A 13,191-nucleotide genomic window follows, 5' to 3' on the forward strand; every position below is an offset into this window, starting at 1 on the left:
GTGCTCTTTTTAATGAAATTTTACTTGCATTATTATGAGTATATTAGTGGTCAATTCAAAGAGTTTATATTATAATAAAAAATTGTGATAAAAAAATTCCTGTATAGGGTTTAGAGTTCCAGTTAATCGAATAAACTAAAACTAGCTATAAGTCAATAGTTAGAAATGAGTTTCGTTCGACAACTATAAAAAACATATCGAAAAAAGAAGGTTTTTGGGAAGGGATGTAGAAACCATTTAACATGCAAAATAATAATCGGAAGCCTATTATTTTGGTGGATGCAGATGCTTGTCCTGTAAAGGAAGAAATAAGTAGTATTAGTCATACATACCATCTAGATGTTTACTTTGTGGCATCTTATTCCCATGTAGTGAAAAATGAAATTCTAGGTACTTGGGTATACGTAGATGATGAAAAAGAATCTGCAGATTTATATATACTAAATCACGCCCGCAAAAATGATGTAGTGGTAACTCAAGATCTTGGGTTAGCCAGTATGCTGGTATCACGTAACGTTTATGTTCTTTCTCCGCGTGGAAAACAATACGAAGAGAGTGAAATGGAGTTGCGCCTACACATGAGATTTTTATCGGCAAAGGAACGGAGACAAGGAAACCACTCAAAAGGCCCAAAAGCTTTTTCTTTGCACGATCGAGAAAACTTTGTACATTCATTTCAAAAAACATTGTCGAATATTGCAGGAATTCTGGAATAGAAAGCGAAATAGTTAATCACGGAGTGTTGTTATGAACTATAGAATTCCTGAACAAACCATTGATCAAATTAGACAATCAACCGACATTGTGGATGTTATTAGTGAATATGTACAGTTAAAAAAACAAGGTCGCAACTACTTTGGACTCTGTCCTTTTCATGGTGAAAGTACACCTTCGTTTTCTGTGTCCCCGGACAAACAGATCTTTCATTGCTTTGGATGTGGAGCTGGAGGAAACGCGTTTAATTTTATCATGGATATCGAAGGGGTCAGTTTCGTAGAGGCTGCCGAAAAGCTTGCTAAGTCATCAAGCATTGAAATGGAAGTCCCGAAAAATGCTCAGGCAGAACCATTAGGTCAGTCTAAAGAAACAAAATGGATGCTGGATGCCCATTTGCTCTTACAGAAATTCTACCATCATTTACTCTTAAATACAAAAGAAGGTCAAGAAGCCTATGACTATTTAAAAGCTAGAGACTTTACGGACGAAATGATGAAAAAGTTCGGAATTGGTTATGCGTTAAATAGTTGGGACTTTGCCTTAAAGTTCTTATCAAAAAGAGGCTATAATCAAAAGCTGCTTGAAAAAGCAGGGCTTCTAATTGAAAAGGAGCATACTGCAGAGTATTTTGACCGCTTCCGTGACCGAATCATGTTTCCTATTCATGATCATAAAGGGAATGTTATTGCTTTTTCAGGTCGGGTGCTAGGAAAAGGGGAACCGAAATATTTAAATTCTCCAGAAACGGCTCTTTTCAATAAAAGCAAAATACTCTATAACTTTCATCAAGCAAGACCGCATATACGAAAGCAAGAGCAAGTAATACTATTTGAAGGATTCGCTGACGTAATTGCAGCAGATCAAGCTGGTCTGCCTCACTCTATTGCCACGATGGGAACTTCCTTAACGGAGGATCAGGCGAGGATTATTAGGCGTCATGTGGAAAGTGTTATCGTTTGTTATGATGGCGATAATGCCGGGATAGAAGCTGCATACCGTGCTGCAAAAATATTGATTGAACAAGGGTGCTATGTTCGTGTAGCGCTCATGCCAGATAAATTAGACCCTGATGACTATATCCGCAAAAAAGGGCCAGAGTCATTTAAGCAGGATGTAATAGGGGCAAGTTTAACGTTTATGGCATTTAAGTTGCAGTACCTTCGCAGAGGCAGAAACTTAAAAGACGAGGGAGAAAAAATTCGGTATATAGAAGATGTACTCAAAGAAATAAGCTTGTTAACCAAAGCGGTGGAGCGTGACCATTATCTTCGTCAACTATCAGACGAATTTTCGATCTCGCTGGAAGCTTTAAAGGAACAACAATTTCAGGTGTATAAATCTCTTAACCAAAAAAAGGATTATCGAGAGCGGAATAGAATAAATATATCTAATCAGCCAAAGCTCTTCTCTCAAACGTTAAAACCTGCCTATCAAAATGCTGAACGCTTTTTATTAGCACATATGCTAAAAGATCGAGCAGTTTCAGACAAAGTCCAAGCTGCTATTGAAGGTACTTTTATCCTAGAAGAACATCGGGCTATCGCCGCATATCTTTATGCTTTCTATGAAGAAGGTTATGAGCCGAACGTTAGTGTATTTATGGAGCGGATTCCTGAACAGGCGCTTAAGACAAAGATATCTGAGCTTGGAATGCTTACGCTTGAAGAAGAGTTAAGTAATGCCGTTCTTCAGGATTACATGAAACAGGTGTTTAATTACCCAAAGTTGTTAACAATAAAAGAAAAAGAACAAGAAAAGAAACAAGCAGAAATGCAAAAAGACTTTATACGAGCTGCACAAATCGCGATGGAAATAATCCAAATGAAAAAAGAGTTAAAACAATAAATATGCCTCTTTATCGCGTTTAATGTTGGAAGGAGGGGACTGTTGATGGCTGAAAAATCAGCACAATCAAAAGAGATGGAAACGGAATTAACCATCGATCAAGTAAAAGACCAATTAACAGAAGTTGGGAAGAAACGTGGAGTCCTAACATACGAAGAGATAGCAGAAAAAATGTCCGGTTTTGAGATGGAATCAGACCAAATGGATGAGTATTACGAATTTCTCGGTGAACAAGGTGTAGAAATAATTGGTGAAGCAGAATCTGATGACGATCCTAATACTCAACAATTAGCTAAGGAAGAAGAATTCGACCTTAATGATTTGACAGTTCCACCTGGAGTGAAAATTAATGACCCTGTTCGTATGTATTTAAAAGAAATTGGCCGTGTGGATCTATTATCTGCTGAAGAAGAGATCAGCCTCGCCAACCGCATCGAAGACGGTGATGAAGAAGCGAAACGTCGCTTAGCTGAAGCGAATTTACGTCTCGTGGTTAGTATTGCCAAACGATATGTTGGTCGCGGTATGTTATTCCTTGACCTTATCCAAGAAGGTAATATGGGATTAATCAAAGCTGTAGAAAAATTTGATTACCGAAAAGGATTCAAGTTTTCTACATATGCTACATGGTGGATTCGTCAAGCAATTACTCGCGCGATTGCAGACCAAGCAAGAACTATTCGTATCCCGGTTCATATGGTGGAAACAATTAATAAATTAATTCGTGTTCAACGTCAATTATTACAGGATCTTGGCCGTGAACCAAGTCCAGAAGAAATTGCAGAAGATATGGATCTTACTCCAGATAAAGTTCGTGAAATTTTAAAAATTGCACAAGAACCTGTCTCGTTAGAAACTCCTATTGGAGAAGAAGATGATTCCCATTTAGGTGACTTTATTGAAGATCAAGATGCAACTTCACCATCTGAGCATGCTGCTTATGAACTATTAAAAGAACAACTAGAAGATGTCCTAGATACCCTTACAGATCGCGAAGAAAATGTTCTAAGACTTCGCTTTGGATTAGATGACGGACGTACTAGAACACTTGAAGAAGTGGGGAAAGTGTTCGGAGTAACTAGAGAACGTATTCGTCAAATTGAAGCAAAGGCACTTAGAAAATTAAGACATCCAAGTCGTAGTAAACGATTAAAAGATTTTCTTGAATAGGCTTCGCTTTGTTAGAAATAGTTTACTTTAAGAGTGAACTATTTCTTTTTTATCATTTTATTTATTTTTAATTTTCAGTTATCTGCACCTGCAATAGGAGTGTTTTAATAATGAATAAGCTTAGAAAAGAAACAATTATCCATGAAATTAAGTACTGGAAGGAGAGCCGCCTTCTTCCAGAAAACTATTGCGACTACTTATTGGCACTGTATACGGAGGGAGAAAAAAGCAGCGAAAAGAGTAAACCTTACAATAAGAACCTGTTCAAACTTTTTCTTGCATTCCTAATTCCGATGTTCATACCAATAACATTTCTTGTCATTTATTTTACTGAATTGTCAATTGATTTGCAAATGGTCCTCATGATATTTTTTATTTTCTTATCATTTTTTGGATATTATATTTTTCGAAAAGAACATTTTTTTGTTCATATACCGATCATTGTTATTGTATTGTTAGTTCTGCTTTTATCGTTGAAATTAGTAGAACTAATGGATTATCAATCCACTATAACCCTTATCGTTGTTGGTGTTCAAACGCTTATTTGGTTTGTGATTGGGTATATAAAAAAATGGTATTACTTAACTATTATTTCCATATTAAGCATTGCCCTGATGATTGGAGTTATTATATTAATGTAATTAACATAAAATTTAGTTATTTTAAAAAGTTGAGAATATTCCCTCCTTTCTATTATAATACATTTGAAAGCGTATTCAATATGTAATGTAAGTATTGGGAATTACTTTTCTAAATAAATGAAGTGTAAAACATTTTTTGATAATTAGAAAAGTTTTTCATAATCATCAAGGGGGGAAAATTATGAATTTTGATTTAACGACAGAACAGGCAATGATAAAAAAAACAATCAGGGAATTTTCAGATGAAGTGGTCGCACCGGGTGCTCTTCAGCGCGACAGGGACAAAAAATTCCCAATCGAAGTTTTTCATAAATTATCTGAATTAGGAATGATGGGATTACCATTTCCAGAAGAATACGGTGGAGCTGGAGCCGATACAGTTAGCTTCGCCATTGTCGTAGAAGAGTTAAGTCGTGCTTGTGGATCGACTGGGATCACTTATTCTGCCCACGTATCATTAGGTGGTGCACCGATTAATTTATTTGGAACAGAGGAACAAAAACGTAACTTTCTAGTTCCAATTTGTACAGGAGAATCATTAGGTGCTTTTGGATTAACAGAGCCTAATGCGGGGTCTGATGCAGGTGGTACACAAACAACTGCTGTAGAAGATGGAACGGATTATATAATTAATGGAAACAAATGTTTTATTACGAATGCTTCTTACTCTAAACATTTGGCCCTGACTGCAATTACAGACAGAAAAGGTGATGAGAAGGAAATCTCTGCAATAATTGTACCTACAGATGCACCAGGATTCCAAGTAATTGATAATTACGAAAAAATGGGGCTGAATGCTTCTAATACAACAGAATTAGTCTTAGAGGATGTACGAGTACATCAAGAGAACCTATTAGGGAAACGTGGAGAAGGCTTTAGGCAGTTTTTAATCACGCTAGACGGCGGACGTATCGGAATAGGCGCAATGGCTTTAGGGATAGCTCAGGCGGCTTTTGAGCGAGCGCTCGCTTATTCAAAAGAACGTAAACAATTTGGTAGATCCTTATCGAGTTTCCAAGTAAATCAATTCAAGCTTGCGGATATGGCGATGAAATTGGAACTGGCAAGAACGATGGTTTATAAAGCTGCTTGGTTAAAGGATCAAGGTAGACCTTTCTCCAAAGAAGCATCCATGTGTAAGCTTTATGCTTCTGAAGTTTGCATGGAGATTGCCGACCAAGCCGTTCAACTTCACGGTGGATACGGATATATGAAAGAGTATCATGTGGAAAGATTCATGCGAGACGGAAAGCTACTAGAAATCGGTGAGGGAACATCTGAGGTTCAAAGAATGGTTATTGCAAGGCATCTAGGTTGTTAAAAATTTATAGTAAAAAAATATTTTTGAGGTACAATAAAAAATGGGCTAAAAATAAAACCTTCATCTTTGATGAAGGTTTTTGTCTAAACTGTGAATTTAAAGCAGAAGTTGGCATTTTGGTCTTTTCCTATAGTAAAATATAAAGTAAAATAGAGAGTGCTTGTATAAGTTTAGACATACGTACATGTACATAAGGAGGTTTGAATAAAATGAATCGTAATCCACTAATCCCTTTTGCATTTATTGCGGTTTTAGGACTAGGATTAATGTTCTTATTTTCTTTTATTGGTTTAGATCAAGCCGAGAAAATTGCTAGCGGTGATGATGGAGAACCAGTAGAATTAACAGCAGAAGAACTTTACCAACAAAATTCTTGTATTGGCTGTCATGGGAATGATCTTGCAGGTGGTGCGGGTGCACCAGCTCTAGTAGACGTAGGCGACAGACTTTCTCCAGAAGAGATTAAAGAAGTAATCATTAATGGACAAGGAACAATGCCTGCTGGACTAGCTAACCCTCAAGAAGCAGAAGTTTTAGCTGAATGGCTTGCAAACTATGGTGAAGAAGGCGGAGAAGAGTAATTTACTTTTTCCCAGAAATGTTTTTCATATAAAAGGTCCTTTGCATTTGTGAAGGATTTTTTTTTATACTTAGTATAGTGGATTTCAGGTAAGTGAACTTTGGAACAATCTTTTTATGAACAAAATACATAGTAATTGTGGTGACTAATAGTGAATGAATTGAAATTATCAAAAAGGCTAGAGGCAGTTTCCTCTTTTATTCCGAAGAATAGTATTTTAGCGGATATTGGTTCCGATCACGCGTATCTCCCTTGTTATGCCTATTTGAAAGGGCTGATTGAACGCGCAGTGGCTGGAGAAGTAGTGGAGGGGCCCTATCAATCGGCAAAAGAACAAGTTACTAAAACAGAACTAACAGCTGTCATCGATGTCCGCAAAGGAAATGGACTTGAGGTGATTTCCCCTAATGAAGTAACATGTATCACTATTGCCGGCATGGGTGGAACATTAATTCAATCTATCTTGGAGAATGGCAAAGAAAAACTCGAAGGTGTTCAAACTCTTATTCTACAACCAAACATTGGCGCGAAAAAGGTCAGAGAATGGTTGGTAGCGAATGAATGGGAGCTTGTAGCGGAAAAAATTTTAGAAGATGAGGGCAGAATTTATGAAATTCTGGTAGCGGAGCGTGGAGATAGCGAAAAGCCTTATGAGAAGAAAAAAGCCGCATCTCTTTTATTAGGTCCTTTTTTAGCAAAGGAAAAGAATGCTGTATTTATACAAAAATGGTCTCAGGAATTGGAACATTGGAAGAAAATAGTGAGTCAGCTAGAGGTAGCGGCTCCGACAGAAAGTAATCAGGAAAAAAAGAAAGAACTTCAATATAAAATTCAACTTGTGGAGGAGGAATTAGACGTTGAAAATAGCTAATGGTCATGATGTTATTCAATGGTTTGAACAGTTTTCTCCTAAAAGATATGCAATGGAAGGAGATAAAATTGGCCTTCAAATTGGTACATTAAATAAACCGATTAAAAAAGTAATGGTAACGCTAGATGTACTAGAAAATGTTGTCGACGAAGCGATTGAAAAAGAGGTAGATCTCATTATTGCCCACCATCCACCGATTTTCAGAGCACTTCAAAATGTTACAGAAGACCATGCAGCAGGAAAAATTGTTACAAAATGTATTAAACATGATATTAGTGTTTATGTTGCTCATACGAATTTAGATGTTGCGAATGGTGGAGTGAATGATTTGTTAGCGGAAGCGCTTGATCTTCATGATACGAAGGTGCTTGTACCTACCTTCACCGAATCACTTAAAAAGCTAACTGTGTTTGTCCCTATAACGCATGCAGAGGAACTACTGAGCGCTTTAGGAAATGCTGGTGCAGGACATATCGGCAATTATAGTCATTGTTCTTTTAGTGTAGGTGGAGAAGGACGCTTTATGCCTCTAGAAGGGACTACTCCTTTTATCGGTGAAAAAGACATGTTGGAAAAAGTTGAAGAATACCGAGTGGAAACAGTATTTCCGGCATCCTTGGAGAAGAAAGTCATTAGTGCAATGATCAAATCGCATCCCTACGAGGAAGTCGCTTATGATATTTATGCGTTAGAAAACGAAGGAGAAAAGCTTGGTTTAGGGAGAGTTGGTAAGTTACCCAATCCACTTAGCTTGTCTCAATTTGCAGAGCATGTGAAACGGACTTTAGATGCAAAGAATGTAAGAGTGGTCGGCAATCTTGACAGCAAGATAAATAAAGTTGCCGTTCTTGGTGGAGATGGAAATAAATACATTCAGCATGCCAAGTTTTCGGGAGCGGATGTGTATGTAACTGGTGATTTGTATTTCCATACAGCGCATGATGCCATGGCAATTGGGCTGAACGTAATTGACCCTGGCCACTACGTGGAGAAAATCATGAAAAAAGGAACGGCAAAAAAGCTGGTCGAAGCAGCTAATGAGAAGAAATGGAAATTAGATGTGTTGGTCTCCGAATCGAACACAGACCCTTTTACTTTTATGTAGTAGAGAGAGTTAAATGATGATGGAACGGGAAATGGAAATCAACTTGGAGTTCAGCGTGTGGTTCCGTGTTTTCAAAGTAGACACTCATACAATGTGTAAAGAAAAATCACACATTCTGAGAGGGTATGCTTTTTCGTTTTTTCAAAAAGCATGACCTCAGGCACGCACTCTGGGATCATGCTTTTCCTTCTTTTCAAATCCATGCCCTCGAACACTCACAAACACCTATAACGGAAATCTACGTGGAGTCCGAACAGGTAACCTTCCTATTTTCAGAGCAGCTCTTTCAACAGCAGAAAGTACGAAACAGTAATCTAAATAAAAAAGCTGCTTAGAAAGTCAATGAATCGACTCTCATAAACAGCTTTCCTAAAAAAACTATAACGTTTTCGCCTTCTTCACTTTCGGCAAAATTTTCTGCAATGGCACATTCTTCGTCGTATTCCAGGTTTCCTTGTTTAAAGGATCAAAATTCTCGATAAATGTGATAACTTCTTTTGTAATAGGCGTTGGCGTCGATGCTCCAGCAGTAACTGCCACTTTTTTCGCGTTCTTTATCCATTCAATATTAAGCTCACTAATATCAGAGATACGATACGCTGTTGTACCAGCGATTTCAAGGGATACTTGAGCTAAGCGGTTGGAGTTGTTGCTCTTAGGATCTCCAACTACAATAGTTACATCTGCTTCCCCAGCTTGCTCGGCTACAGCTTCTTGCCTTACTTGGGTAGCTAAGCAAATTTCTTTGTGTTGTTCAACGTGAGGATACTTCTCTTGAACCTTCACCATAATATCGGTAACGTCCCATTGACTCATCGTTGTCTGATTTGTAACGATGATTTTTTCGTTTTGAATATTTAGCTGGTGTACATCTTCTTCTTTTTCGACAAGATGAACGATGTTAGGGGCAACACCAACCGCGCCTTCAGGTTCAGGATGTCCTTTCTTCCCAATATAAATAACATCATAACCTTCTGCTTCTTTTGCTCGGATCAAATCATGTGTTTTTGTTACGTCTGGACATGTTGCATCTATTGTTGTAAGCCCTTTTTCTTTTGCGAGGGCTTTAACCTCAGGGGATACACCGTGTGCGGTGAAAATAACCGTACCTTGCTCGATCTTGTCTAATATTTCGATACGATTAGCTCCATCAAGTGTAATAATACCTTCTTCTTCAAATGCATCTGTAACATGTTTATTATGAACAATCATACCAAGAATGTAGATTGGGCGTGGTAACGTTTTATCTAAAGCTGCATTTCTTGCAATAACCATAGCATCCACTACGCCATAGCAATAGCCACGTGGGGCAATCTTAATAATCTCCATACAATGTTACCCTCCTTAAATCAATAAAGCTCTTTTGGAAAACAAAACAATAAAGAGAGTGATACACACTCTCTTGTTTCTATAATCTTATTATAATATAAGATGGAGGGATAGTAAAAAAAGAAGAAATAGGTAAGTCTATACATAAAGTTTAGGAGAAGATTCTCCGGCAGTTTTTGTAATGTTTGATTTAGATGTTGATGTTGTGTCCTTTGACTTTTGTTTTTTAGGTTTAGCAGCAGTTGCTTTTGCCTCATTGCTTCCAGAGTTAGAACTCTTTTCTTTATCAGTTCCTTCTTCATTATTAGTTGTAGAGGTATCTTCATCTTCATCATCAGAAGTATCGACATTTTTCAATTCACTGTATAACTTGAGCATAGCAGGGACATTCCTTACAAGAGGCCCATATTGCTGAACCATCGGCATTACAGACTCTGCCATTTTAAGAGCTTTTTGAACATTTGTTAACATCCCGGTTAAATTACTAGGGTTTGCAAGCTGTTGGAGTGCACCGGAGCTAGCTAGTTGGCCAAGGCCACCACCAGTATTGGCAAGTTGACCAAGTCCCCCCATATTTCCAATGCTCCTTGCTCCAGTTCTGCCGAGTAATTTAGCTAGTAATCCGCCACCACCTCCGTTAGTCCCGCCAAAATTAGCTCCGCCAAAATTTCCGCCACCCATAAATGCTCCTCTTCCACCACTCATAAATGAAGAGGGGTTTCTCATCATCATTGGATTAGACATATTTGGTATGTTTCCCATATTAGGTGGTTGCATTTGTTGGAATGGTGACATTCCACCTCCAAATTGAAAGGGCGATACATTTGGTGGCATAGGTCGGTTTGGTCCAAAAAACATGGTAATCCTCCTTCCTTTCTAAAAAAATTTCATTAGTTTGCATACGTAAGAATGATTAGATTGGTAAAAATATAAATGGTTGATGAAATTTTCATGCAATCTCGTTTAGGCAAGTGATTAGTCTTATATAATTTATGCTAATGACGGATGAAATGTTTATCGTCCTACAAGAATGGGCACAACCGTAATGTAGCCAAAAAGCTGAAAGTCATCTATAATAGAAGTTTGGGTTAAAATACGACAAATTTAATACAACAACAACTTAAAATTATGACTTTGTACATATAAAATACATGATTTTAATTAAGCTAAAATCGGAGGAAACTAAATGAATACTACATTTGAAAAGTTTAATGTTAAGCCGTTTATATTAGAAGCGGTAAAAGAGCTTCGTTTTCAAAAGCCAACAGAGGTACAAGAAAGAATGATTCCATCTTTATTAAATGGAGAAAGTGCGATAGGTCAATCACAGACTGGTACTGGAAAAACGCATGCCTATCTAATACCTATCTTAAGTAAAATTGATCCTGCCGTACAAGAAGTACAAGCTGTTATTACTGCTCCAACACGTGAATTGGCAAATCAAATTTACCAAGAAATATTAAAAATGACAAAGTTTTGTTCTCCAGAAGAAATGATTACCGCTCGTTGCTATATTGGTGGGACAGATAAACAACGTACTATAGATCGCTTAAAGCAGCAGCCGCAAATTGTGGTAGGTACACCTGGCCGTATTAAGGACTTAATGAGCGAAAAAGCATTACAGGTCTATACTGCTCAAACGATTGTTGTAGATGAAGCTGATTTAATGTTAGATATGGGATTCATTGAGGATATTGATAAAATTGCGGCAGCTATGCCTAAAAATCTGCAAATATTAGTTTTTTCCGCTACTATTCCAGAGAAACTAAAACCGTTCTTGCGTAAATATATGGAAAATCCAAAATATACACATGTTGCCCCTAAGCAAGTGACTGCTGCAAAAATTAATCATTTGTTAATACCAGTAAAGTCAAAAGGGAAAATGAAACTATTACATGATGTTTTAGTGCAATTTAATCCGTATTTAGCTATTGTATTTACGAATACGAAGAAAAAAGCGGATGAGGTTGCGGATTCTTTAATTGAGCAAGGATTAAAAGTAGGAAGAATTCATGGTGATTTGAATCCACGTGAACGTAAGAAAATGATGAAGCAAATTAATGAACTTGAGTATCAATATGTTGTAGCAACTGATTTAGCTGCTAGAGGAATTGATATTGATGGTGTAAGTCATGTTATCAACTATGAAATTCCAACTGACTTAGATTTCTATATCCATCGTGTAGGTCGTACTGGACGTGCAGAGTATTCTGGAAAAGCGATTACGCTTTATGAGCCAACAGATGAGAATGCATTAGTTCAAATAGAAAAACTTGGGGTAACATTTACTCAAATGGATTTAAAAGGTGGAGAACTTGTTGAGATAGGAGTTCGACATAAGCGTCAAAACCGCCAGAAAAAGGTTAATGAAATTGATCTAGCTGCTAAAACATCTGTGAAAAAATCAGAAAAAGTAAAACCAGGTTACAAAAAGAAATACAAGTATGAAGTAGAGCAATTCAAAAAAAGACAGCGTCGCTTAAAGAAAAAATAATAGAAAAAGCATACAGATAACCTTTCTAGATATCATTATGATAAAATAATAGATGATTTTTAATAAATATTAGATACTGCCTAGCTCCGACAACAGCTTGCATGCATAAGTCACTTTCTTCTAGAGGATACAAAAATCCTCTTGCTTAAAATTGTCTTATCGTGTTAATGCTGTGTAAGGGGCTTTACGCTTTTCTTATGAGGTGATGTTGTGGAAAATTTACTTATTGGTTCGCATGTATCGATGAGCGGAAAAAAGATGTTGTTAGCTGCAAGTGAAGAGGCAGCTTCCTATGGGGCGAATGTATTTATGGTATATACTGGTGCTCCTCAAAATACGAGAAGAAAAAAAATAGAAGACTTAAATATCGAAGCTGGTCTTCAACATATGAAAGAGCACGGGCTAAAGGAAATTATTGTTCATGCTCCATATATTATTAATATCGGCAATTCTGAAAAGCCAGAAACGTTTGAACTTGGAGTGAATTTTTTAGCCGAAGAGGTTAGAAGAACAGAAGCGATTGGTGCAAAGCAAATTGTCCTTCATCCAGGTGCCCATGTGGGTGCTGGTGCAGAAATTGGTATTTCCCAGATAATAAAAGGATTAAACGAAGCACTAACGAAGGAACAGAATGTACAAATTGCCTTAGAAACAATGGCGGGTAAAGGTTCTGAATGTGGAAGAACCTTTGAAGAAATTGCAGCAATTATTGATGGCGTTCATTTAAATGAAAAGCTTTCTGTTTGTTTTGATACTTGTCACGTTCATGATGCAGGTTATGATATTGTGAATGATTTTGATGGAGTGTTAAAGCAGTTTGATGACATCATTGGCTTAAATCGCATAAAGGTACTTCATATTAATGATAGTAAGAATGTTTGTGGAGCAGGAAAAGATCGACATGAGAATATCGGATTCGGTAATATCGGGTTTGATGCCTTAAGCTATATTGTGCACCATGATCAACTTTCCGCTGTTCCTAAAATTTTGGAAACACCTTATGTTGGAGAAGACAAGAAAGATAGAAAGCCTCCATATAAGCATGAAATTGAAATGTTAAGAAACAAAACATTTAATGAAAATCTATTATCAAAAATTCTTCAGGGATAAAATAACGA

12 protein-coding genes are annotated in these 13,191 nt (G+C 37.1%); 10 read left to right on the forward strand and 2 right to left on the reverse strand.

What is annotated here, in order from left to right; genetic code table 11:
• Positions 1-242: 242 nt before the first annotated feature.
• From BK580_RS07155 to BK580_RS07190, 8 genes are all read left to right on the forward strand, one after another.
• The gene (locus tag BK580_RS07155; RefSeq protein ID WP_078379666.1) at positions 243-716 is read left to right on the forward strand and encodes a YaiI/YqxD family protein; all 474 of its coding nucleotides are present in this window, start codon (positions 243-245) and stop codon (positions 714-716) included.
• 31 nt (positions 717-747) lie between these two features.
• The gene (gene dnaG, locus BK580_RS07160; protein ID WP_078379667.1) at positions 748-2,562 is read left to right on the forward strand and encodes a DNA primase; all 1,815 of its coding nucleotides are present in this window, start codon (positions 748-750) and stop codon (positions 2,560-2,562) included.
• A gap of 45 nt (positions 2,563-2,607) precedes the next feature.
• The gene (gene rpoD, locus BK580_RS07165) at positions 2,608-3,732 is read left to right on the forward strand and encodes an RNA polymerase sigma factor RpoD (RefSeq protein ID WP_078379668.1); all 1,125 of its coding nucleotides are present in this window, start codon (positions 2,608-2,610) and stop codon (positions 3,730-3,732) included.
• Positions 3,733-3,842: 110 nt separating this feature from the next.
• Complete coding sequence (locus BK580_RS07170; protein ID WP_078379669.1) at positions 3,843-4,373, forward strand: hypothetical protein; 531 nt, start codon at positions 3,843-3,845, stop codon at positions 4,371-4,373.
• 181 nt (positions 4,374-4,554) lie between these two features.
• Entirely contained in the window at positions 4,555-5,694 is a 1,140-nt protein-coding gene (locus tag BK580_RS07175; RefSeq protein WP_078379670.1) for an acyl-CoA dehydrogenase family protein, read from the forward strand.
• Positions 5,695-5,903: 209 nt separating this feature from the next.
• Positions 5,904-6,275, forward strand: coding sequence for a cytochrome c550 (gene cccA / locus BK580_RS07180; protein ID WP_078379671.1), 372 nt, complete (start codon positions 5,904-5,906; stop codon positions 6,273-6,275).
• A 150-nt stretch (positions 6,276-6,425) separates the two neighbouring features.
• A complete protein-coding gene (locus tag BK580_RS07185) occupies positions 6,426-7,145 on the forward strand; it encodes a tRNA (adenine(22)-N(1))-methyltransferase (RefSeq protein ID WP_078379672.1) in 720 nt (239 codons plus the stop codon).
• Positions 7,132-8,250, forward strand: a complete 1,119-nt coding sequence (locus BK580_RS07190; RefSeq protein WP_078379673.1) for a Nif3-like dinuclear metal center hexameric protein — start codon at positions 7,132-7,134, stop codon at positions 8,248-8,250. The genes BK580_RS07185 and BK580_RS07190 overlap by 14 nt, the downstream gene beginning before the upstream one ends.
• A gap of 378 nt (positions 8,251-8,628) precedes the next feature.
• Here BK580_RS07190 and BK580_RS07200 read toward each other — a convergent pair whose 3' ends face one another.
• Together BK580_RS07200 and vrrA are read right to left on the reverse strand one after the other, a co-directional pair.
• The gene (locus BK580_RS07200) at positions 8,629-9,579 is read right to left on the reverse strand and encodes a 4-hydroxy-3-methylbut-2-enyl diphosphate reductase (RefSeq protein ID WP_078379675.1); all 951 of its coding nucleotides are present in this window, start codon (positions 9,577-9,579) and stop codon (positions 8,629-8,631) included.
• 138 nt (positions 9,580-9,717) lie between these two features.
• Positions 9,718-10,437: a VrrA/YqfQ family protein gene (gene vrrA / locus BK580_RS07205; RefSeq protein WP_078379676.1), complete on the reverse strand. Its 720-nt coding sequence runs from the start codon at positions 10,435-10,437 to the stop codon at positions 9,718-9,720.
• 328 nt (positions 10,438-10,765) lie between these two features.
• On the opposite strand from vrrA, the gene BK580_RS07210 reads away from it, so the two are divergent.
• Positions 10,766-12,073: a DEAD/DEAH box helicase gene (locus BK580_RS07210; RefSeq protein WP_078379677.1), complete on the forward strand. Its 1,308-nt coding sequence runs from the start codon at positions 10,766-10,768 to the stop codon at positions 12,071-12,073.
• A gap of 210 nt (positions 12,074-12,283) precedes the next feature.
• The gene (locus tag BK580_RS07215) at positions 12,284-13,183 is read left to right on the forward strand and encodes a deoxyribonuclease IV (protein ID WP_078379678.1); all 900 of its coding nucleotides are present in this window, start codon (positions 12,284-12,286) and stop codon (positions 13,181-13,183) included.
• The last annotated feature ends 8 nt before the right edge of the window (positions 13,184-13,191 follow it).

Source organism: Sutcliffiella halmapala, from assembly GCF_002019665.1.
Classification (GTDB): domain Bacteria; phylum Bacillota; class Bacilli; order Bacillales; family Bacillaceae_I; genus Sutcliffiella_A; species Sutcliffiella_A halmapala.